The following is a 22,584-nucleotide window of genomic DNA, read 5'->3' as shown; positions in this document are numbered from 1 at the left end:
AACGCCTTTTTCCAAAACACGTTTCAAAAAGAGGAACTGCGCATGAATTTTAGAGTTTTTTGATCATTTCGGTTTCTGGACGACGATCCATCCCAACCAATTGCGTATTGCAGGTCTATTCGAACCTGATTTACGTTTGCGTCAACGTTAATGCCGTTAGTTGTGGGAGGACATCTATGAGCGTTGGTGGCGTGAAGTTAGGGGGAGCAGCGGCTATACTCTTGGGCAGTATGGTTGCAGCGAATGCGGGCGGTTTTGAGCGCAGTTCGCAGGATTTCGATATCCTTTTTGAACAAGGGAATGCGGTTGAGGCAACGGGCACATTTGTGGCACCGCAGCGCAAGCTGAAGAATATTCGCGGATCTGCCATTGGTGCCGCAACGGGTGGTCGCAATCCCTTCAAGGGTGGACAGCCCTTTGGCACCGAAGTCGATGAAGCCGAAAGCTATTGGGTGCCGAAAGTCTCGGCAAAATTTGATCTGACGGAAGATCTGGCCTGTGCGGCACAGTATCGTCAGCCATGGGGTATCCATACCAATGTCGGGTTGGATACGGTGCGCAGTTTTGTTGCGTCCGAGCAGAAGATTTCGTCCAACGACTATGGCGTGAACTGCTCCTACCGTTTTGCAGCCGGTGAAAAAAGCTATTTCCGCATTCTCGGCGGTCTGAGCTATCAGGAATTGCGCGGCGAGCAGTCGAAAGCCATTCCGCCAACCGGTCATCCTTTCGGCGGTACCTGGCGTGTTGCTTCGCTGGATGTGGAAGATGAATCGTTCGGCTGGCGGCTGGGTGCGGCTTACGAAATTCCAGAATATGCCATCCGCGCGAGTGTTGTTTACCAGTCCAAGGTCAAATATGATCTCGAAGGCACCATTGATAATCTGGCCCTGAACCCCGCTACGGGACTTGGCATGCCGATCAACGTTAAGAGCGGTATTGAAACCCCACAATCGGTCGAATTCAAATTCCAGACCGGCATTGCACCCGATTGGCTTGCCTTTGGTTCCATCAAATGGACGGACTGGTCGACATTTACATCTGTGGATTTCAGTTCCTCCGACAGCCGGATCGTGCCGACTGGCACCAAGATCACCAGCCTCAATCTTTATTATCAGGATGGCTGGACGGTAAGCGGCGGTGTAGGCCACAAGTTCAACGAGCAATGGTCGGTTGCCGGGACATTGACCTGGGATCGCGGCACCACGACAGGCATGACGTCACAAACTGATATCTGGCTGTTTGGTCTTGGCACCAATTACAAGCCCAATGATCAGTTTGAAATTCGTCTGGCTGGTGCGGCAGGTTGGCTGACCTCAGGTGAACTCGACGATACGATTGTTGACGGTCGTCCCAATCTCACCGGCTCGAAGGGTGAATTCGGAAACGATTTTGTCGGCGGTCTTTCGCTGATGGCCAAGGTCAAGTTCTGATCAAAGCGGATTATGAATATCAATAGGCTGGCGCAACGATTTTGCGCCAGTTTGTTTTGAATTAATTGCTGGAAACAACGCCAAAAATAGCGATAAGTGATCTCATAACATAAAAATAAAGAGATCCTTCATGTCCTATTTTCCTCAATGGAAACTTTCGGAAAAAAACGCAGTCGTTCTACCGGACGAACGATTGCCAACCTCCATGGCAATCCCGATGGGCGTGCAGCATTTGCTGGCCATGTCCGGTTCCACGATTGTCGCGCCCCTGCTGATGGGCTTTGATCCCAATCTTGCGATCTTTTTCTCCGGTATCGGTACGCTTTTGTTTTTCCTGATAACCGGCGGTCGTGTGCCGAGTTATCTTGGTTCTTCCTTTGCCTTCATTGCTGTGGTCATTGCGGTTACCGGCTATGGCGGTAGCGGACCCAACCCAAATATTGGTCTGGCGCTTGGCGGCATTATCGCCTGTGGTGCGCTTTATGCTGTGATCGGCCTTATCGTGATGGGCGTCGGTTCAGGCTGGGTGGAAAGGCTGATGCCTCCGGTCGTCACGGGTGCTATTGGTGTTTCCATCGGCCTTAACCTGGCACCCGTCGCCGTTGGGCAGCTGAAAGGCAGCGGCGCACATATCACGGTTGCCCTGCTGACGGTTTTAAGCATGGCGCTGGTGTCTGCTTATGGTCCCAAAGGCACGAAGCGCTTTTCGGTTCTCATTGCGCTCGCCATTGGCTATTGCCTCGTGCTTTTGTTTGGCAATGTGTTTTCGCTTTTGCCGGGTATCGATTTTACCACTGTGAAAAATGCTGCATGGTTCGGCCTGCCGCATTTTGTGGCACCGGAATTCAACTGGTCAGCCATCACGCTGATTGCACCAGTGGCGATTGTTCTGGTTGCGGAAAACCTTGGACATATCAAGGCGCTCGGCTCCATAACCGGGCAGAATATGGACCGCTACATCGGACGCGGCTTTTTCGCGGATGGTGTTGCGACCATGATTTCGGGTTCCGGCGGCGGCACGGGCGTTACGACTTACGCTGAAAATATCGGCGTCATGGCCATGACCAAAGTCTATTCAACGCTGATTTTCGTCATTGCAGCCGTTATCGCCATCGCTCTCAGCCTGTCACCAAAATTCGGTGCGATTTTGCAGACGATTCCCGCACCCGTGCTGGCTGGTCTTGCCGTATCGGTGTTTGGCCTGATTGCTTCGGCCATGGCGCGTATCTGGGTGATCAACAATGTCGATTTTTCTGACCCGCGCAATCTGTTCACGGTCGGTGTCGCGTTGATCTTTGGTGCCGGTGATTTTACCCTCACAATCGGCAGTTTCAGCATCGGCGGTATTGGAACATCGACATTTGCCGCATTGCTGCTTTATCAGTTGCTGGGTATCGGGAGCCGCGATCCGGTAAAATAACCAATATAAAAAACCCCCCGGAGAACGGTTGGTCTTCCGGGGTTTTGTTTTGTGATATCAATCGACGTTTATGACTATTTTTCCAGTCGCGACAAAAGCGAGGACGTATCCCAGCGGCCGCCGCCGTTAAGCTGCACTTCCTTGTAAAACTGGTCGACAAGTGCTGTTACCGGCAGAACCGCGCCGTTGCGATTGGCTTCATCAAGACAAATGCCAAGATCCTTGCGCATCCAGTCGACCGCAAAGCCGAAATCATATTTGCCTTCATTCATCGTAGGCGAGCGGTTTTCCATCTGCCACGATCCGGCAGCGCCCTTGGAAATGACCGAAATCAGTTTCTCGATGTCGAGACCCGCTCGCTTGCCGAAGTGGATGCCTTCGGCCAATCCCTGCACAAGACCGGCAATGCAGATCTGGTTGACCATCTTGGCCAATTGCCCCGATCCGACCGGTCCCATCAGTCCTATGGAGCGGGCATAGGCGTCGATCACCGGTTTGGCGCGCTCAAAGACGGGCTCCGATGCACCGACCATAACACTCAAAACACCATTTTCAGCGCCAGTCTGCCCACCGGAAACAGGCGCGTCGATGAAATGAAAGCCGCGCTTTTCGGCTTCAGCGGCGAGTTCGCGCGCCACTTCTGCGGAAGCGGTCGTGTTGTCGATAAAGATTGCGTCTTTCTTCATCGTGGAAAATGCCCCGTCAGCACCAAGCGTGATGGATCGAAGATCGTCATCATTACCGACACAGGCAAAGATGAAATCGGCATCACGTGCGGTTTCCGCTGGCGTTGGCGCAAAACTGCCGCCAAATTCCGCCGCCCATTTTTCAGCCTTCTTGAGCGTGCGATTATAGACCGTGACCTCGTGCCCCCCCTTGGTTCTGAGGTGGCCTGCCATCGGGTAGCCCATCACACCAAGACCGAGAAAGGCTACTTTTGCAGTGGTCGTCATAGGTTTAATCCTCCAGTCATAAATCACGAAAGTGTGGCTCCGAACCAGGCAGTGCCATTAAGGCTTGCTCATGTGATCGGGATCATAATTGTCGAACGATAGGTAGGGCGCGCCTGAAGGCGATGATACCAGTCTTCCAGTCGGGGCAGGGAGGGCCGCTCGATGGATAGGCCAAACCAGCCATAGGCGATGACGCCGAGCGGAATATCGCCAATGCCCAAAGACTGGCCTGAGAACCATGGTGCTTCGGAAAGCGCGTTTTCCGCAATCGTCATGGAACGCGCCAATCCTTCGGCGGCACGGCGTGCGATTGCCGGATCACGCTTTTCATCTGGCAATCGCACCAGATGTTGAATGACATCGCGGAAATCATTGACCAACGTTGTCGATGCCCAATCCATCCATTTTTCAGCCTGGGCACGTTGTGCCGGGTCGTCAATCCATAGGCTACCCTTGCCATAAACGGCAGCGAGATAGCGGACGATAGTATTGGATTCCCACAGAACCGTCTCACCGTCTTCGAGTAGAGGCACGAGGCCGTTTGGATTGCATTTCAGAAAATCGGGATTATCGAGACCGCCGAAATGCCCGCCGAGATCGAAGCGCTGGTAATCGAGGTTCAGTTCCTGTGCTGCCCACAGCACTTTTTTGACATTGGACGAATTCTGACGGCCCCAGATTTTCAGCATGACCCAGCCTTTATGATGAAATAAATGCTTCGTGCATTAAACAGATCGTTCCGGGAAGTCGCAAGACCAACCGGAACGATATAGGGTTAACTCATCTGGCGAGATGGCGCGTCAGACGGCGCTCCAGATAATCCCAGATATGACGCAGCATTTCCACGATCAGCAGATAGATGACAGCGGCCCACAGGTATGTCTGGAAATCAAAGGTGCGTGAATAGGCGCGTCTTGTTTCTCCCATAAGGTCGAGCACGGTGATGATGGCGACAATGGCCGATCCCTTGATCATCAGGATGATTTCGTTGCCATAGGGGCGCAGCGCCACGATCAAGGCCTGTGGAAGAATGATCTTCCAGAAAGTGACGCGTTTGGAAAGGCCAAGCGCTGCAGCACCTTCCCATTGACCGGCAGTCACGCTCTGGATAGCACCACGCAGAATTTCCGCTTGGTAGGCGGACGTATTGAGCGAGAAGGCAATCAGTGCGCAGCTCCACGCATCGCGGAAGAACACCCAAAGACCAATGCTGTCCAGAAATGGCCGAAATGTGCCAAATCCGTAATAGATCAGGAAGGTCTGGGCCAGAAGCGGTGTACCACGAAAGAAATAGACGTAACCGAAGGCTATGGCTCGCAATAAACGGTTTTTTGACATGCGCATGGCCGTGACCGGCAATGACAGGATCGCCCCGACGAGGATTGAAATTATCACCAGTTGCAGGGTGATCAGCAAGCCGGACCAGTAACGCGGTGCATAGGTCTCGAAAAGATCAACACGCCAGACGTTATAAAGATAAAGCGCAAGCCCCGCAAAAAGCAGTAGCCAGACCGCAACGATAAGATGGCCCGCAATCCTCGCGCCGGTCCAGCGCCTGATTTCTGGTGGGGGAAGCATAGTTGTATCGGGGCTTGTGACAGCTTTGCGCATCGTCATGCACCCCGGGCATTTTGATTGCCCGCATCAGCCCATCGGGCAATGCGGTTGATGAAATAGGACGAAATGATCGCCAGCGCCAGATAGAGCAAGCAGGCAAAGCCGAAGAAAAGAAACGGCTCCTTGGTCACGCGGGCCGCAATCTGTGTTTGACGCATGATGTCGGACAGCGTGATGACCGAGACAAGCGAGGTGTCTTTCAAAAGCACCAGCCAGAGATTGGCCAGACCGGGCAGGGCAATGCGGATCAGTTGCGGAAAAATGACCTTGCGCATGGTGAGCGTGCGCGTGAGCCCAACCGCATAACCGCCTTCATACTGACCGTTGGGAATAGCGCGAAAAGCCGACAGAAACACTTCACTCGAATAAGACGAGAACACGAAACCCAGCGCCACCATACCCGCTGCAAACGCGTTGATCTCAATATTGGCATTGATATCGAACAGCGCCAGCAATTTCTGTAATCCCAGCGATGCACCGAAATAGACCAGAAACAGTGTGAGAAGTTCAGGCAGGCCACGGAAAATGGTGGTGTAGATGTTTGCGGCCAGTCGTAAGGACGGCTCTTGCGATCGCTTACCAAGGGCTACAAGAAAACCAAGCGCAAGGCCGACCGGCAGGGTCGCCAGTGCAAGACTGATGGTGACCAAAAGTCCCCAGGCGATACTGAAGCCCCAGCCCCCGGGGCCGAAACTCAACAAAGTGGCGTAATTTTCCATCGCCTTTTTCTTTATCTGGGCAAGATGGGCCAGGACAATCTTTGATAAAAATAGCCAGGCTGCTGCCGTAAACAATATGCGCCGGTCAGCAAATTGCAGACCGGCGCAGACATTTCATGAAAAATCAGTCTTCGGCACCATAAGCGTCGAAATCGAAATATTTATCGTTGATTACCTTATATTTTCCATTCGCACGGATCGCCTTGATCGCAGTATTGAACTTCTCGATCAGATCGCTACTGCCCTTCTTGAAAGCGACGCCGACGCCCGGACCGTGAATCTCTGTGACCGGAGAGAACGTGCCGACCAATTTGCAACATGCGCCATCGGGTGAATCCAGCCATTCGTTCAGTGTGACCACATCGTCATTGACTGCATCAAGACGTCCGTTTGCCAGATCAAGGCGATATTCTTCCGCCGTTGGGTAGGTTTTGATCGTGCTGTCGGTAAAAGTCTTTTCCGAATAATTGGCGTGGGTTGTCGAACCCTGAACGCCGATTGTTTTACCCGCCAGGTCTTCCTTGGTCACGCCCTTGATGTCGGTATCCTTCGGTGCTGCGATACCGGGAGGCGTATTGTAATATTTGTTCGAGAAATCAACCTGCTTCTTGCGCTCTTCCGTGATCGACATGGACGCCATGAAGGCGTCGAATTTGCCGGCCTGAAGCGCGGGGATAGTCCCGTCCCATTCCTGTGTGACGAAAGTGCATTGTGCCTTCATCTCATCACAAAGCGCATTGGCAATATCGATCTCGAACCCTGCCAGTGTTCCGTCCGGCTTGATGAAGTTGAAGGGCGGATAGGCACCTTCCGTACCAATGGTGATTTTCAGAGGCTCCTGAGCCTTAGCTGCGGTAATGGTCATGTTGCCCGCCATGACGGCGATGGTTGCCACCGAGGCTGCCGTAACGATACGCTTTAAAACGCGCATTTCAAATCCTCTCGTTTTAAATCCGGCTGGTTCCCTGATTGTTGTTCTGGTTCAGCCACCTGTGGGGTATTCCTTTCGCCGCAGATCAGCGTCTGGTAGCAGGCCCCCTTAAGCTACCAATAGATGGTTCTGGCGAACATGCGCAATATTTTTTCGCATGCTTGCCTCTTTCATCCAGTCGAGTACTGATATTCCTACAAGTTTTCACTCGAATACAAGAGGGGCGCGCAATTAATTTACGCAATCCTCAAAGTGCCATCTGCTCTTCGATAAAGTCTGCGATTTCCTCGATAGCATCGATGCTGAATGTCGGAAGTGTGCACTCGGCTTGTGGATAATCACTTGGATAATCACTGGCAATCGCCACTATTGCCGGATCATCGGCTGCCAGTGGCGGACCGTCATGACCTCCGGTTCGGCGCAGTTCTAGTTTTTTGTGTGATTCCCGCTTGTAGCCTTCAACCAGAACAAGATCGCAGGGTGAGAGCCGGGCCACGATTTCTTGCAAGGTTGGCTCAGGCTGATCCAGATTTTCGTGCATGATGGCGAAACGCCGTTGCGAGACGATGGCGACCTCGGCGGCTCCTGCCTTGCGATGCCGCCAGGAATCCGTGTTCTCATGATCGATATCGAAATCATGATGGGCATGTTTGATGGTGGCGATGCGGTAGCCGCGCTCGGTGAGGCATCGCAGCAATTTTTCGGTCATTGTGGTCTTGCCGGAATTTTTCCAGCCGGTAATGCCGAAGAGTTTTTGCGTCATGCAATCACCCCATTAAGCCGCCGCGCCGTGACGAGGTCCTCGGGACGGTTGATATTGAAAAACGGATCATAGTGTTCCGATCCATCTTGGGTTGTCTGAAACGGAAAGTCTACGGCCTCAAAACCGTTGAAACATGCAAAAGCAAGCACACTTGCCTTATCGCATGTTGAGAGCCAGTCTTTCAGCCGAGGGACCAGGCTGGTCCGCCACAGACCGAAAAGCGGATGAACGCGGTCCGCAGAACTTGCCAATACGATGTCAAAGCCTGTTTTTAGTTGATGCTGGATGAGTCTTGTCACCAGATCATGCGGCAGAAAGGGTGTGTCGGCAGCGGCTGTCACCAGCCACGGAAAACCTCTCGCCTCATTCAAGGCTGTCAATATGCCGGGCAAGGGGCCGCCATGCCTATTGTAATTATCGGCAACGATTGAAAGGTCGAGTGCTGCCAGGCGTGCGGGATTGCCATTTGCATTGATGAAAAGCCGGTTAACCTGTGGTTTCAGCCGCTTGGCGACATGTGCAATGACAGGACTGGAACCAAGCGGCTGGAGAAATTTGTCTCCCGCTATGCCGTTATTCTGCATTCGGCTTGATCGACCACCTGCGATGATCGCCCCTGCAAAATCTTTGTTTAGCAATATCATTTCGGGCCTATGCCGGTCGGAATGGAGGCGAGAGTGCTTTTGTTTCTTTCTCGTTTGTTCAGGCTGTTTTCCCGATAAACCATATAGATACCGCTACCGACAACCAGCAGCGAACCGATGACCGTATAGATATCCGGCGCCTCACCAAAGACTGCCATGCTTAGTCCTATGGCCCAAAGAAGGCTGGAATAGCGAAATGGCGACACGAAGGATATTTCTCCCTGCCGCATGGCAAGAATGATGAAATGATAGCCGATCAGCAGCAATATGGCGGCTCCAGCGATGATGAGAACCGAAACAATTCCGACAGGTTGCCATCCGCCCATGGGAATAATGAGCCCGCCGCCGACAATGGTTATGCTGGCTGCGGTCAGTGTTGACAGGTAAAGTGTAGGAACCCCCGGAGGAACACGACGTGTGGCGATGTCGCGTAGGGATGCGAAACCGACACTTGCCAGCAAAATGGCGACGGCTACGATTCCCGCTGCGCCGTCTGTACCGGGGCGAATGATAATCAATACGCCTATAAAGCCGAACAAAATACACGACCACCGGCGCCAGCCGACTTTTTCCTTCAGGAAAAGCGCCGCAGCAAGGGTAACGGCAAGAGGCGTGGCCTGAAAAACCGCTGAACAAAAAGCCTGTGACAGATTTCCAAGCGAATAAACATAGCTAAGCGTTGCGAGAACTTCACCAGCTATACGCAGAACCGTCATCCGTTCTAAAGGGATCTTGCGAAATACCCCCTGACGCCAAGCCAGCAAACTGATCAGCACCGTCGCAAATAATCCACGGATCAGAATGTACTGTCCGCTGTTCATTTCAGCGAGAAGATATTTGGTTATGCTGTCGCCGAGGGTGAAAGTTCCCATGGCCAGAAGCATATAAAGACTTGCACGAAAATTATCTGATTGCGGCACAGCACAAAATCCAGTTTTCAACTGCATATCGTGCCGAAGTTAATTTCGCGACAATTATTTACGGACCCGAAAAAATATTGCTTCAGCCGCCCGTCAGGCTCATATGGCGAGCGACCGCCGGACGGTTGCGTTCGATGACGAAGTCATGCCCTTCCGGCTTGCGACCAATTGCTTCATCGATGGCCCGGCCCAGATGATCGTCACTGTCACTTTCACGTAGCGCTTTACGCAAATCTGCATCGTCATTCTGCCCCAGACACATATAAAGCATGCCCGTGCAGGTGAGACGCACGCGATTGCAGCTTTCGCAAAAATTATGCGTCATAGGAGTTATAAAGCCAATGCGTCCGCCGGTTTCCGCAACACTCACATAGCGCGCAGGCCCGCCGGTGCGGTAAGGAATATCGGTCATCGTAAACTCGCGCGCCAGATCATTGCGCAATTGCGAAAGCGGCAGATATTGCTCGGTGCGGTCGAATTCGATTTCGCCCAGCGGCATGGTTTCGATCAGCGTCAGGTCGATGCCGCGGCCATGGGTCCAGCGAATAAGATCGGGTATCTCGAATTCATTGATCTCTTTAAGCGCAACCGCATTGAGCTTGATGCGCAGTCCAGCCTTTTGCGCAGCATCAATACCTTCCATGACGCGGTTCAGATCGCCCCATCGGGTGATTGAACGGAATTTTTCAGGATCAAGTGTATCGAGCGAGATATTGATGCGTTTGACGCCGCATTCCGCCAACTCGTGAGCATAGCGTGAAAGCTGCGATCCATTGGTGGTCAGTGTCAGTTCGTCCAGCGCGCCCGATTGCAAATGGCGTGAAAGCTGGCGGATCAGATGCATGATGTTCTTGCGCACCAGCGGCTCGCCGCCCGTCAGGCGCAATTTGCGCACCCCCTTGTTGATGAATACGGAGCAAAGCCGCTCGAGCTCTTCCAGCGTCAGCAGGTCTTTCTTCGGCAGAAAGGTCATATGCTCGGCCATGCAATAGGTGCAGCGAAAGTCGCATCTGTCCGTTACCGAGACGCGCAGATAGTTGACGGTGCGCCCGAAGGGATCGACCATGGTACGTATCGGAGAAACGAGAGGCTGAGCCTGACCGGTTTGCATCGCGTAAGCCAACTTTCCTGTGACGGGGTAAGAGGAAAACCCGCAACATAGTCTGAGATAAGGCTTCGTGGGGATATTGTCCAGTTTTGGCTCGGCCAAAGATACTCCGGCATAGCCTGTGAACTTGCGATATTTCCGCGCGGAGCTTATCACAATTCCGATGTTTCAAGGCGGAGAATAGTGATGAGCGAAGTTTGGCCGACGGAATTACGGGTTTCGCAAGACCGAAAGTTATTGACGGTGGCGTTTGACAATGGCGAGCGTTTTGAGTTGAGCTCCGAACTGCTGCGCGTTCAGTCACCTTCCGCCGAGGTGCAGGGCCATTCCCCCGAACAGCGTGTGACGGTTGGCGGCAAGCGCAATGTCGAAATCATGAAAATGGAGCCGGTCGGCAATTATGCAGTCCGCATCACCTTCGATGATATGCACGATACCGGCCTTTTTTCATGGACCTATCTGCATGAACTCGGCACCGAGAAAGAAAAGCGATGGCAGAGCTATCTTGATGAATTGGCTGAGAAGGGCCTCACCCGCGAGCCTCTGCGTTGAGACGCAAAGGGCGGTTCTAAAACCACCCTTTGCTTCTTTCATTAGTCGAGGTTGAATTCCTTGAAGAAATCATTGCCCTTGTCGTCGGTAACGATGAAGGCGGGAAACTCTTCTACTTCAATGCGCCAGATGGCTTCCATGCCAAGTTCGGCATATTCGACCACTTCAACTTTTTTGATGCAGTCCTTTGCCAGACGCGCAGCCGGTCCGCCGATAGAGCCGAGATAGAAACCACCATGCTGTGCGCAGGCCTCACGCACCTGCCGCGAGCGGTTGCCTTTGGCCAGCATCACCATGGAACCACCAAACGACTGGAACTGGTCGACATAGGAATCCATACGGCCCGCCGTGGTCGGCCCGAACGAACCCGAGGCATAGCCTGCAGGGGTCTTGGCGGGACCGGCATAATAGATCGGGTGGTTCTTGAAATAATCCGGCATGGCTTCGCCATTTTCCAGCCGTTCGCGGATTTTGGCATGTGCCAGATCGCGCGCCACGATAATCGGACCGGAAAGCGACAACCGCGTCTTGACCGGATACTTTGACAATTCCTTGAGGATGTCTGGCATCGGCTGGTTCAGGTCGATGCGCACTACATGCGATGACAGCTTTTCTTCATCGATATCCGGCATGTATTTGGCCGGGTTTGTTTCAAGCTGTTCAAGAAAAATACCGTCCTTGGTGATCTTTCCCTTTGCCTGGCGGTCAGCCGAACACGAAACACCAAGACCAATCGGAAGCGACGCGCCATGACGCGGTAAACGGATAACACGTACATCATGGCAGAAATATTTACCGCCGAATTGGGCTCCAACGCCAAGCGATTGCGTGAGCTTGTGGATTTCGTCTTCCATTTCCAGATCGCGGAAAGCGTGGCCCGTTTCCGACCCCTTGGTCGGCAGCGCATCGAGATAGCGCGCGGAGGCGAGCTTTACTGTCTTCAGATTTGCTTCGGCTGACGTGCCGCCAATGACGATGGCCAGATGATAAGGCGGGCAGGCGGCAGTTCCCAGGCTCAAGATCTTGTCCCTGAGGAAGTCGATCATGCGGTCATGGGTGAGAAGAGAGGGTGTGCCCTGATAAAGATATGTCTTGTTGGCTGAGCCGCCGCCCTTCGCCATAAAAAGGAATTTATAGGCGTCTTCGCCTTCCTCATAGATGTCGATCTGGGCGGGAAGATTGTTCTTGGTGTTTTTTTCCTCGAACATGGAAAGGGGTGCCAACTGCGAATAACGCAGGTTTTTCTTGTTATACGCATCGAGCACGCCACTACCGAGCGCCTCAGTATCGCCGCCTTCGGTCCACACGCGCCGTCCCTTCTTACCCATGATGATGGCAGTTCCCGTGTCCTGACACATCGGCAACACACCGCCTGCGGCGATATTGGCGTTTTTCAACAGATCATAGGCGACAAAGCGGTCGTTATCTGTGGCTTCGGGGTCTTGGAGAATATTGGCGAGTTGCTGCAAATGGCCGGGACGCAGCAGATGGTTGATGTCGGCAAAGGCTGCTTCCGACAAAAGACGCAAGCCTTCCTCATCTACGCTGAGGATTTCCTGACCTTTGAAAGTATCGACCGAAACGTATTCAGATGTCAGTTTGCGGTAAGGGGTGTCGTCTTCGCCCAAGGGGAAAAGATCGGCGGCGCTTGCTTCTGCCATCATGGTACCTTGCTTGCTTGCCTGCCCGAACCGGCGTGTGACCGGCATATGGGATATGTTGCCAAAAAGCCCGGATGCAAAGCATGCGGGAAATCTGAAGTGCTTTTAACGTGATGTGAGGGCGAAGCCACTGCGGCACATTGTTCAATTGGTGAGGGAGAGGAGGAAGGCCTCAAGGATTTGTGATCAAAACCGGGCAATAAGTTGCATAAGAAAGCGTTAGCGTTAAAGTTTTCTATACGCGATTCATCCATGGTGCCAATAACTGTGAAGATCGAATCGCCGTCGAGGCGGACATTAAATTTGGGCGGATGAAATGCAGTTTCCCCGGCGCATGCGGATGAACACGAAAATTTCTCGGAATGTGATGATGCTGGCGCTTGCGGCCACAGTCGTCCTCCCGATAACCGAGGTGCGTGCAGCAAACTCGCTGATGGAATTGTTTCAGCAACGCCGCCAACAGGCAGCACAGCCTCCGGCACCTGTCCCGCCAGCTTCCGTCACGCCGAGAGCAAACACCACCTCAGCGACAGCAGCTCCAAAAAGCATAATTCCACCCGCCCAACGCGTAACAGTGAAGGCACCGCAGGTTTACGATTATAAGCCCGACGCACTGGTCAAGGTCGATTTCAGCGGTCTTGATATGCAGGTAACATCCGCCACAGAACCGACTGAGATTGCCCCTCTAGCTTCAGGCATGACGCCTAGCAGTGCGCAGAAACATACGGCAACGGATGCAAGCCGTGCTTTCGATGCCGCATCAGCCTATCTCAAATCGGTGGATGTGAAAGCGGAAAAGCGGATTGCCGAGGCCATTGTGTCTTACTATTCCGTTAATCACGCTTTCATGTGGTCGGCTGACGGCAAGGTTCTGGATCGTGCCAAGACGCTTGCGGCATTTTTTGCTCGAGCCGATGAGGATGGCCTCAACCCCGATGAATATTCGGTTAGCATTCCGGCAGATCATTTTGATCCCGCGCAAATTGAAGAGCGCCAGCAGAAGCTCGCCGAGTTCGAAATGCGTATGTCGGCGCGTGCGCTTCGTTACGCACTGGATGCGGGTGAAGGTCGCGTGATCGCCAACCGCCTGAGCGGTTTCTATGATCTGCCGCGCGGACGCGTTGACCTGAAGGACACGCTGGCAAAGCTCGCCAGCGATACCGATCCGGCGAGCTATCTGCATGGCTTCCAGCCGGACAATCCGCAATATGCCGGATTGAAAAAGGCGCTGTCGGAAATCGATGTCCCTTCAGGACCTTCCATTCGTGTCACCCTTGACCGCGCTATCCGTCCGGGCGATACGAGCGATCAATTACACAGTGTTGTGGCGCTGATCAGCAGACACGCACCTGCCGATTACATGGCGCAGCATCGTGATGTGTTGCAAGCACATGCACAAACAGATCTCTATGACCCGAAACTGGTGTCCGCGATCGAGGATTACCAGAAACTTTCCGGTAGCACACCGGACGGAATTATCGGTAAGAACACCATTGCAGCACTTCAGGGTGAGCAGGATACGGTCAAACGTGATCGTATTCTTTATTCCATGGAGCGTTTGCGCTGGTTGCCGCATGAATTCGGTAATCGTTATGTGATGGTCAATCAACCATCCTATCGCGCCGAATATTTCGAGAATGGTCACGAAAAGCTTGCTATGAACGTGGTGATCGGCTCGCCGACGCATCAGACCTATTTCTTTTATAACAAGGTCCAGACGGTTGTGTTCAACCCATCCTGGGGTGTGCCGCGTTCGATCGTGCTCAATGAAATGCTACCCAAAGTCATGCGTGATACCAGCTATCTCGACCGCAACGGCTATGAAGTTTATGTCGGCGGCAAGAAAGTGTCGGCGAGTGCCGTTAACTGGAATGCGGTAGCAACCGGCAAGGCGCATGTCGGGATCCGTCAGAAGCCGAGCCTTGATAATGCATTGGGCGAACTGAAAATTCTGTTCCCCAACAGTCACGACATCTACATGCATGATACGCCCGCGAAATCCTATTTCAAGCGCGATATGCGAGCGCTCAGCCACGGCTGTATTCGTCTGGAAAATCCCCGGGCAATGGCTGCCGCGGTGATGGGAAAGCAGGTTTCTGACCTCGACAAATATTTTGGCAAAAACGAACGCGGTTTGAAGGTTGCAGATCCTGTTCCGGTCTATATTTCCTATTTCACGGCCTGGCCTGATAAGGATGGAAACATCCGCTACTTTAACGATGTTTACAACCGTGATGCCGGTATGCAGAAGGCTTTCGAGAAGACTGCCTCTTCACGTCTGGCATCGCTGTAAAAAGCATTTCAAAAAAATCAGCGCCGGGGAAAACCCGGCGCTTGACTTTGTCTGTGTGAGCCACGTATATCCGCGTCACCTCACAAGCAGAATCTTTGCTTTTCAGGGCGCGTAGCTCAGCGGGAGAGCATTCGCTTCACACGCGAAGGGTCACAGGTTCAATCCCTGTCGCGCCCACCATGAACAGCCCACAATCATTATAATGCAGGCCGCTCATTGCCGGGGCGCTTTAACGCGCGCGGTTGTCAACTGAGAAAGCACCTGCACCCGTCGTAACCAGTGCAAGGAATACGAAGCAGAACAGTATTGCTGCGTCGCCACCATTTGCAACGGGGAAAAAGCTTCTCGGGAAATGTGCGAGAAAATAGGCGAAGGCCATGTGTCCCGACAATATGAATGCAACGGGTCGGGTGAAAACACCAAGGATAATAAGCACACCACCGATCAATTCGAGACCAGCCGATGTAAAGGAAAGTGCGTTGAGGGTTTCAGGCCCTGGAATGGGATAATTAAATGCCTTCTGTGTGCCATGCTCGAGATACAGAAGTCCGGCTACAATGCGCAATAACCCAATTGCATAGGGTTGGTAGCGGTTTAGTTCGGTTGCCATGGCCGATCCTTTAACTTGCCAATTAAACTATACAAACAAACAAGCGTAGCTGGCAATTAAATGCAAGCGATAACTTAAAGGTTAAATATAGTTAATTGTACAAATCTCGCTGGATCGTATTCCAATCTGATTGGATCAGATTAGCGCTCTAACGCTTTATTATTCTAAGCGTAATCTGATCGATTCTCGTTATTTAAAAATGCGAATGGGAAGACGATAGTTACACGCCGCTCATGGCGGCGCTTTGAAGACGCGGCCTCAGGTGATCCGAGGCCGCGTTTGTTTGTATCAGGCGATATCAGCGGGCAGAACGCTTTCCGGAATGTTCTGGTAGCTCACGGGGCGCAGGAAGCGGCGGATTGACATCGTGCCAACGCTGGTCGCGCCAAAATTGGTGCTGGCGGGGTAGGGACCGCCATGAACCATCGAATCGACAACCTCGACACCGGTCGGGAAACCGTTGGCCAGTACGCGACCAGCTTTGCGCTCGAGAATAGGCAAAAGCTTGCGTGCGGCTTCAGCGTCGCCTTCGTCCATATGGAGGGTAGCCGTCAATTGGCCTTCAAACCCCTTGGCGAGATGCACCATATCATCGACCGATTTGATGCGCACGACGAGGCCGAGTGGACCGAAGACTTCCTCACCGAGCGTATGATCGCCAAGGAATGCGTCGCCGGTTGTCTCATAAATGTTTGGCGACGCTTCACGCCCCTCGCTTTCGGTGGAAAGCACGGGTTTTACCGAGTTGCGGCTGTCAAAACGCGCCTTGCCGTCCTGATAGGCTTGTGCGATGCCGTCGGTCAGCATGACCTGCGGGGCGACTTTCTCGAGCGCATCACGGGTAGTTTGCACGAAAGTGTCCGCGTCGGCGCCATCAATGACCACGGCAATGCCGGGGTTGGTGCAGAACTGGCCGGCACCCATGGTGAGCGAGCCCGCCCAACCTTCACCAAGCGAGGCCGCGCGTGATTTCAGTGCCTCAGGCAGCAGGAACATCGGGTTAACCGAACCCAGTTCACCGAAGAACGGAATTGGCTCATCACGCTGCGCGCAAAGATTGAACAAAGCGCGTCCGCCGCCAAGCGAGCCTGTAAAGCCGACGGCCTTGATGAGCGGATGTGTCACGAGCGCTTCACCGACCTTGCGATCGCCGCCCTGAATGAGACTGAAGACGCCTTTCGGCATGCCGGTCTTCTCAATAGCGGCCACAATGGCGTCGGCAACGATTTCACCGGTTCCCGGATGTGCTGAATGGCCTTTCACAACAACCGGGCAGCCTGCTGCAAGGGCCGCCGCCGTGTCGCCGCCTGCGGTGGAGAAGGCAAGCGGGAAATTGGATGCGCCAAAGACGGCGACCGGGCCAATCGGGCGCTGGACCAGTCGGATTTCAGGACGCGGTGCAGGTTTGCGATCCGGCAGAGCTTCATCGATGCGTCGGTCGAGATATTCGCCGTTGCGGATATGATTGGCGAAAAGACGAAGCTGGCCCGTAGTGCGGCCACGTTCACCTTCCAGACGCGCTGCCGGCAGGCCGGTTTCTTGTGTCCCGATTTCGGTAATGGCGGCGCCTCGCGCCTCGATCTCATCAGCAATGGCATCGAGGAAGGCGGCACGCTCTTCACGCGATATATAGCCATAGGTCCAGAATGCACCTTCCGCTGCTTCGCAGGCGCGTGCCACCAGTTCAGGTGTTCCGACCGAGAATTCGTGTGCAGGGCCGCTTGCCGGCGCAGACGTGAAAGTCTTGTCTCCCGCAACCCAGTCACCGGCAATCAGGTGGCGTCCATGGGGTGTCCAGCTCATCTTGAAACCTTTCAGCATTTTATCGTATTGCGTCTTCACAATGGGGAAGTGTGCTACACCGCAATACGTACCAACGCAGCGGTGCTTCGATAGGGGATAGTGCCATTAAATCACTCCTCACCGATCTTCCTGCTCCCCCAGGAATTTTAGTCGGACATCGACTGGAGCGACCATAATAGGTACACGCGGCGCAGGCTAGTATCCCCTCCAGCCGAATGCAATCGGTAATGCGTCACTGTATTGTTATTTCCGCCTATGGTTGACCAGAATGTTCTCTGATCACTCGGTGTTTCGCCGCCGCAACCCGTGGCCAATCAGCAGTCCATAGACAAAAATAGTAAAAACGGGAAAGGCAACATAACCGGTAAAGGCAGAGAGCAGGGCAGACGAATCATAGATTGCTGCAGGTGTGCGTTTGAACTCCAGCATTGCAAAGCCGATCATCGCAACCAGAACGAAAAGCAGCAGGGAAAGAGAAAAGATGGCGGTTCTTGCTGTCGCGTAACGCCCGATTGCCAAGGCAGTCACAAAAGGCAACGGCAGATAAAGCCAGAATGCCTTTACAACGAGCAGGAAATCGCCGTCCAAATACTTTCCTTTCACAGTCGCTTAATCTGCGGTTTTGCGTTTTTTGAGCAGCATCGGGCCATATTCGAGGACATAAAGTCCGAAGGCCATCATCCACAGGAGCGCCGATCCTGCAAGGAAGGTGTGGAAGAAGTTTGGCATTATTTCTGCAAAGGGCCTCATGAGTGCTGCCAGAATAAGGCAGAGATAGGCGATCTGCGTTGTCGGCGATGCGGTAAGCGCATGTCCGGTATGGCCGCGCGTGGCTCGCGTCATCACAGCCAGCATCATGCAGCCGATCACCCCGACGGTGAGGATATGCAGCGAGGAATACGGATTAAGATGCCCCAGTGCCGAACAGGCAATGGCGATATAGCCGACCGGCACGAAGGCATAGGCGACATGCAGCACCAGAAGAAGCTTTTCGCGGGCGACAGACCAGCCGCGCCAGCGATAAAGACGTATTGTGTGCAGGACAGCGGTAATGATCGCTGCGATGGCGGTCAGCGTTGATTCCGGGATTAGTATCCAGCCAAGAGAGGCGATGACTGCGACCACAATACATAACGCATCATAGCGGTTGAAGGGGATGGGAAAGCGCGTCGACCCGGTACGGTTCAGCCAATTACGTGTGAAGCTCGGCACGATTCGACCGCCGATCAGCATGATCAACAGCACATAGGCGCTTACGCCGATACGATTGGCCATTGCGACATCACCACCTGACAGCGCCATGTAATGAAAGCCCAGATTTGCCACCGTTACAGCGACTACTCCGGCCAGAACCTTGAGGTTTTTCCACTGTTGTCCGACGATAATTTCGCGTGCGGCGATGAACAAGAGTAGGGGCAGGAAAAGGCTTTCAACGGCCACTGCTATATAGAGATGTGTCAGGTCGGGGTTAAGAAATATGAGACGCCCGGCAAGCCATGCGCCAAAAAGCAGGGCAAGCGGCATACCGGAAACCGGCAGGCGACCCGTCCAGTTCGGAACCGCGGTCAGAAGAAAGCCTGCCAGAACAGCCGATGAAAAACCAAAGACCATTTCATGTGCGTGCCAGTTTAGCGCACCGTAAGCCCCACCGACGGGAAGACCGAAGGTGAGCGACAATATCCACAACAGCATAGCCACGATAGCCCACACGGCTCCGCCCAGAAAAAACGGGCGGAACCCATAGGTGAAAAGTGCGGGCCCGGTTTTCTTGAAGCCGCGCGCTATCGCCGCGCGACGCTCAGCGGGGGCGGCTGCGGGGGAGGCCGGCAGACCGTTTTGTATTGTCATCATATCCTCGCACCCACCCTGATTTTAAACCGCCCACCATCGTGCCGTTATTTCGCGCTGGCGAGCGCCTTATCGAGCCGGGTTTGAACAGCCTTTGGCTTCTTAGCCGAAACGATCTGGTCGAGATTGGCCGGATTATCGCCAACCACGATCAGTGCAACCATACCCATCGCGTAGTGGGGGGTGCATTTCACGAAATACGCGCCCTGCTCACTCACATTAAGCACATAGTTTTCATTGATCTTGCTTTTGAAGGCTTCGGCGCCATCGGGGATCATACCCTTGATCGATTCGACATTATGGCCCTTGTCGACGGGAATGAAAGTGATCGTGTCACCAGGATTGGCCTTGATGTAGGAAGGCTCGAAAACCATGGCGCCTTCAGCGCCCTTGTTGAGCATGTGGACTTCAATATTCTCTGCCAGAGCGGGGGCAGCCATCATCATGCAAAGGCCAGCGGCAGCGAACGGAATTGCAAACTTACGCATTTTATCTGTTCTCCATGACTGGCTTCATCGACATCACGATGGTGTCCGAATAGCCAGACTATGGATCATTTAGAACAGTTTACCCTGCATATCTTTGCGTAGGATCAAACTCATCAAAATAGTGGACGGTACCGGTCATATATATTCATGGGGTCCCTCTGCCCGCCTGAAAAGTGCGGACAGAGGGTTTGGGATAATCCTTTGTGGTGCTTACTGCTTGACTGCCTCGACCTGTATCAAGAGGCGGATATCGTCGGGGATGGCTGGCGTGCCGAAGGTCATACCCCATTTGCTGCGGGTAATGGTCGCCTCGAAATCTCCGCCGCAGACCTGCTTTTTGAACATCGGATTGTCATAACAATTGAAGTTCGAAGCTTTCAGCGTGACCGGATTGGTTTGACCGTTCAACTCCAGCGTACCGTCAACGGACGTCACCTTGTCATCCTCGAAGGTGAACTTGTCACCGACGAACCTGGCGGTCGGATTTTTGGCGATGTTGAAGAAGTCCTCACCTTTGAGGTGACCGTCCAAGTCTTCCACGCCGGTGCTCACAGAAGCGAGATCAATGGCAATCTCCGCCTTGCCACTTTTTGCAGCGCTATCATATTCCACCTTGCCTTCGGTCTTGTCGAAACGTCCGCGCAAGGTCGAAGTATTGAAGTGGCGCGCGGCCTCAAAGGTGACGAATGTGTGCGTCGGATCAATGGTATATGTGGTGGTTTCGGCATGGGCAAAGCTTGTTGTTGCAATACCGGCAGCGGCAGCGACGAGGGCTATCAGTTTCATGGCGTTTCCTGTTGGTGTTATGCGTCTTGGGAGGCGAAATGGAAATCAGCAGATTGCCACGGCAGGCTAACGAGCAAGCTTAATTGCTGTCAACGATGCAATGGCTTGCGAATTAAAAGGCTTAGTTGTGCTCATACTGAGGCGACTGACCAAAGGCCTAAGCCGGAAAATGCAATTTCACCGGCAAATCATCTGACTGTTATACCAGTGTCATCTAATTTTCTTATCTGACCCACACACGCATTACACAGTGGGGATTTCTGATATGCGCAAACTGCTTCTTGCTCTCACATCAGCAACTATGCTGACGACCGCAGCCAGCGCTGCAACTGTCTATCCGATCGACCGGGCAACCATTCTTGTCAATTCGCCATTCGACTTCAAGATCGAGTTCGACAAGGTCGTCAAACCGGAGGACGTAAAACTTACCGTCAATGGCCAGGACTACGAGGCCGTGTTCGGCAGCAAGGCCGAGTTTGTTGCTGAAGAAAAGGGTAAAGAGGACAAGATTCTGGGTTCCGCGCTGATCTTGCGCGATCTCAAAATTGCCAAGGCTGGCGATTACAAGGTTGAAGTCACGGCTGGTGACGAAAAGAAATCCGTCAACTGGGATGTCTATGCCACCGGCAATGAAGCCAAAGCAAAGAATGTCATCTTCCTGATTGCCGATGGTCTTTCTGTAGCCCATCGCACCGGTGCGCGCATTATGTCCAAGGGCATGACCGAGGGCAAAGCAAATGGTCGGCTGAACATGGATGACATTCCGCCGGTTGCTTTTATCGGGACCTCGTCCACGCATTCGATTGCAACTGACAGCGCCAACACCATGTCGGCCTATATGACAGGTCACAAGTCGCGCGTGAATGCGCTGGGTGTTTATGCCGATCGCACGCCCGACAGCCAGGACGACCCGAAGGTCGAAACCATTGCCGAGGCTCTGCGTCGTGAAACCAAGAAGTCGGTCGGTATCGTCACGACGTCTGAAGTGCAGGATGCGACGCCTGCGGCCCTCGTTGCGCACACGCGCAAGCGTTCCGACAAGGCCGATATCGTCGGCATGTTCTATGACGTGAAGCCGGACGTTCTGCTCGGTGGTGGCTCGGCCTATTTTCTCGCCAAGGATGTTCCCGGTTCCAAGCGCAAGGATGACAAGGATTACATCCAGCTGTTCAAGGATGCCGGATACGCGCTGGCCACAAGCAAGGAAGAACTTGCTGCATCGGGTGAGTCCAATCAGGACAAGCTTCTGGGTCTGTTCCACACCGGCAACATGGATGTGACGCTAGACCGTGAATTTCTCAAAAAGGGTACCGTCGAAAAATTCCCCGACCAGCCGGGTCTGGTTGAAATGACAAAAACCGCGCTCGAAAAGCTCTCCAAAAACCCGGAAGGCTTCTTCCTCATGGTTGAAGGCGCATCGGTCGACAAGATGAGCCATCCGCTCGACTGGGACCGTGCGCTGGTTGAAACTATCGAGTTCGATAAGGCCGTTGGCCTGGCGCAGGAATTTGCAAAAAATAATCCCGATACATTGGTTATCGTCACAGGTGACCACACCCATGGTGTGGCGATCATCGGCACCGTCGATGATGAAAAGCCGGGCGATGAAATGCGCGAGAAGGTTGGCACCTATGACAATGCCGGTTTCCCGAATTATGAAGACAGCAATGGCGACGGATATCCGGATCGCATCGATGTCTCCCGCCGCCTGTTCCTTTCTGCCAATAACGGCCCGGATCATTACGAAACCTTCCGTCCGAAGATGGATGGAGCATTCGTTCCTGCCATCCAGAACGAAAAGGGCGAATATGTAGCCAACGAGGCTTACAAGGACGTTCCGGGCGCGGTCTTCGTTCAGGGCAATATTCCCAAGGAAGACGATACCGGCGTTCATGCTGTCGATGACGTGGTGCTTCAGGCAACAGGTCCGGGTTCCGAAGGTCTGCGCGGCTATATGGAACAGAGCGACGTCTATCGCGTGCTCGCCGATACACTTGCGCTGGGTAAGGCAAAGTCCGAGTAATCTTGAAAGCTCTAT

Annotated in this window: 21 protein-coding genes and 1 tRNA gene; 6 read left to right on the top strand and 16 right to left on the bottom strand. The window is 53.4% G+C overall.

The genetic code is table 11. The annotated features are described in order from the left end of the window. Positions 1 to 176: 176 nt before the first annotated feature. Together AAIB41_RS17610 and AAIB41_RS17605 are read left to right on the top strand one after the other, a co-directional pair. The gene (locus AAIB41_RS17610) at positions 177 to 1,430 is read left to right on the top strand and encodes an OmpP1/FadL family transporter (protein ID WP_343315284.1); all 1,254 of its coding nucleotides are present in this window, start codon (positions 177 to 179) and stop codon (positions 1,428 to 1,430) included. Between the two features lie 130 nt (positions 1,431 to 1,560). Continuing rightward, positions 1,561 to 2,850 (top strand): solute carrier family 23 protein, encoded by a 1,290-nt coding sequence (locus AAIB41_RS17605; protein ID WP_343315283.1) that lies wholly within the window; start codon positions 1,561 to 1,563, stop codon positions 2,848 to 2,850. A gap of 74 nt (positions 2,851 to 2,924) precedes the next feature. On the opposite strand, the gene AAIB41_RS17600 is transcribed toward AAIB41_RS17605, so the two are convergent. The 9 genes from AAIB41_RS17600 to moaA all read right to left on the bottom strand — a co-directional run bounded on the left by AAIB41_RS17600 (position 2,925) and on the right by moaA (position 10,508). Further along, the gene (locus tag AAIB41_RS17600; protein WP_343315282.1) at positions 2,925 to 3,803 is read right to left on the bottom strand and encodes an NAD(P)-dependent oxidoreductase; all 879 of its coding nucleotides are present in this window, start codon (positions 3,801 to 3,803) and stop codon (positions 2,925 to 2,927) included. 68 nt (positions 3,804 to 3,871) lie between these two features. Further along, positions 3,872 to 4,492: a glutathione S-transferase gene (locus AAIB41_RS17595; RefSeq protein ID WP_343315281.1), complete on the bottom strand. Its 621-nt coding sequence runs from the start codon at positions 4,490 to 4,492 to the stop codon at positions 3,872 to 3,874. A gap of 91 nt (positions 4,493 to 4,583) precedes the next feature. Beyond that, complete coding sequence (locus AAIB41_RS17590; RefSeq protein WP_343315280.1) at positions 4,584 to 5,414, bottom strand: ABC transporter permease; 831 nt, start codon at positions 5,412 to 5,414, stop codon at positions 4,584 to 4,586. 2 nt (positions 5,415 to 5,416) lie between these two features. Next, a complete protein-coding gene (locus AAIB41_RS17585) occupies positions 5,417 to 6,139 on the bottom strand; it encodes an ABC transporter permease (RefSeq protein WP_343315279.1) in 723 nt (240 codons plus the stop codon). A gap of 124 nt (positions 6,140 to 6,263) precedes the next feature. Next, entirely contained in the window at positions 6,264 to 7,070 is an 807-nt protein-coding gene (locus tag AAIB41_RS17580) for an ABC transporter substrate-binding protein (RefSeq protein ID WP_343315278.1), read from the bottom strand. A gap of 247 nt (positions 7,071 to 7,317) precedes the next feature. Next, positions 7,318 to 7,833, bottom strand: coding sequence for a molybdopterin-guanine dinucleotide biosynthesis protein B (gene mobB, locus AAIB41_RS17575; protein ID WP_343315277.1), 516 nt, complete (start codon positions 7,831 to 7,833; stop codon positions 7,318 to 7,320). Beyond that, complete coding sequence (gene mobA / locus AAIB41_RS17570) at positions 7,830 to 8,471, bottom strand: molybdenum cofactor guanylyltransferase MobA (RefSeq protein WP_343315276.1); 642 nt, start codon at positions 8,469 to 8,471, stop codon at positions 7,830 to 7,832. The genes mobB and mobA overlap by 4 nt, the downstream gene beginning before the upstream one ends. Positions 8,472 to 8,473: 2 nt before the next feature. After that, positions 8,474 to 9,361 (bottom strand): DMT family transporter, encoded by an 888-nt coding sequence (locus AAIB41_RS17565; protein ID WP_343316115.1) that lies wholly within the window; start codon positions 9,359 to 9,361, stop codon positions 8,474 to 8,476. 118 nt (positions 9,362 to 9,479) lie between these two features. After that, entirely contained in the window at positions 9,480 to 10,508 is a 1,029-nt protein-coding gene (gene moaA, locus AAIB41_RS17560; RefSeq protein WP_343315275.1) for a GTP 3',8-cyclase MoaA, read from the bottom strand. A gap of 183 nt (positions 10,509 to 10,691) precedes the next feature. Here moaA and AAIB41_RS17555 point away from each other — a divergent pair, with 183 nt between their 5' ends. Next, complete coding sequence (locus tag AAIB41_RS17555) at positions 10,692 to 11,057, top strand: DUF971 domain-containing protein (protein ID WP_343315274.1); 366 nt, start codon at positions 10,692 to 10,694, stop codon at positions 11,055 to 11,057. Between the two features lie 41 nt (positions 11,058 to 11,098). On the opposite strand, the gene AAIB41_RS17550 is transcribed toward AAIB41_RS17555, so the two are convergent. Next, positions 11,099 to 12,718, bottom strand: a complete 1,620-nt coding sequence (locus AAIB41_RS17550) for a fumarate hydratase (RefSeq protein ID WP_343316114.1) — start codon at positions 12,716 to 12,718, stop codon at positions 11,099 to 11,101. Positions 12,719 to 13,034: 316 nt separating this feature from the next. Here AAIB41_RS17550 and AAIB41_RS17545 point away from each other — a divergent pair, with 316 nt between their 5' ends. Both AAIB41_RS17545 and AAIB41_RS17540 read left to right on the top strand, forming a co-directional pair. Next, a complete protein-coding gene (locus AAIB41_RS17545) occupies positions 13,035 to 15,011 on the top strand; it encodes a L,D-transpeptidase family protein (protein WP_343315273.1) in 1,977 nt (658 codons plus the stop codon). A 105-nt stretch (positions 15,012 to 15,116) separates the two neighbouring features. Next, positions 15,117 to 15,191 (top strand) — tRNA-Val (locus AAIB41_RS17540). 49 nt (positions 15,192 to 15,240) lie between these two features. Here the strand turns inward: AAIB41_RS17540 and AAIB41_RS17535 are convergent. From AAIB41_RS17535 to AAIB41_RS17510, 6 genes are all read right to left on the bottom strand, one after another. Beyond that, positions 15,241 to 15,621 carry a DoxX family protein gene (locus AAIB41_RS17535; RefSeq protein ID WP_343315272.1) on the bottom strand — a complete coding sequence of 127 codons (381 nt, stop codon included), beginning with the start codon at positions 15,619 to 15,621 and terminating at the stop codon, positions 15,241 to 15,243. Positions 15,622 to 15,909: 288 nt separating this feature from the next. Beyond that, on the bottom strand, positions 15,910 to 17,424 hold the full coding sequence (locus AAIB41_RS17530) for an aldehyde dehydrogenase (NADP(+)) (RefSeq protein WP_343315271.1): 1,515 nt from the start codon (positions 17,422 to 17,424) through the stop codon (positions 15,910 to 15,912). 279 nt (positions 17,425 to 17,703) lie between these two features. Further along, the gene (locus AAIB41_RS17525; protein ID WP_343315270.1) at positions 17,704 to 18,012 is read right to left on the bottom strand and encodes a hypothetical protein; all 309 of its coding nucleotides are present in this window, start codon (positions 18,010 to 18,012) and stop codon (positions 17,704 to 17,706) included. Between the two features lie 21 nt (positions 18,013 to 18,033). Then, positions 18,034 to 19,272: an NnrS family protein gene (locus tag AAIB41_RS17520; protein ID WP_343316113.1), complete on the bottom strand. Its 1,239-nt coding sequence runs from the start codon at positions 19,270 to 19,272 to the stop codon at positions 18,034 to 18,036. A gap of 47 nt (positions 19,273 to 19,319) precedes the next feature. Further along, a complete protein-coding gene (locus tag AAIB41_RS17515) occupies positions 19,320 to 19,760 on the bottom strand; it encodes a pseudoazurin (RefSeq protein ID WP_343315269.1) in 441 nt (146 codons plus the stop codon). Positions 19,761 to 19,970: 210 nt separating this feature from the next. Next, on the bottom strand, positions 19,971 to 20,546 hold the full coding sequence (locus tag AAIB41_RS17510; protein WP_343315267.1) for a YceI family protein: 576 nt from the start codon (positions 20,544 to 20,546) through the stop codon (positions 19,971 to 19,973). Positions 20,547 to 20,811: 265 nt separating this feature from the next. On the opposite strand from AAIB41_RS17510, the gene AAIB41_RS17505 reads away from it, so the two are divergent. Further along, positions 20,812 to 22,569 carry an alkaline phosphatase gene (locus AAIB41_RS17505; protein ID WP_343315266.1) on the top strand — a complete coding sequence of 586 codons (1,758 nt, stop codon included), beginning with the start codon at positions 20,812 to 20,814 and terminating at the stop codon, positions 22,567 to 22,569. The last annotated feature ends 15 nt before the right edge of the window (positions 22,570 to 22,584 follow it).

Source organism: Brucella sp. BE17 (assembly GCF_039545455.1).
Classification (GTDB): domain Bacteria; phylum Pseudomonadota; class Alphaproteobacteria; order Rhizobiales; family Rhizobiaceae; genus Brucella.
Note: the sequence above shows the minus strand (reverse complement) of the source record. Positions and strands in the feature narration are given on the sequence as shown.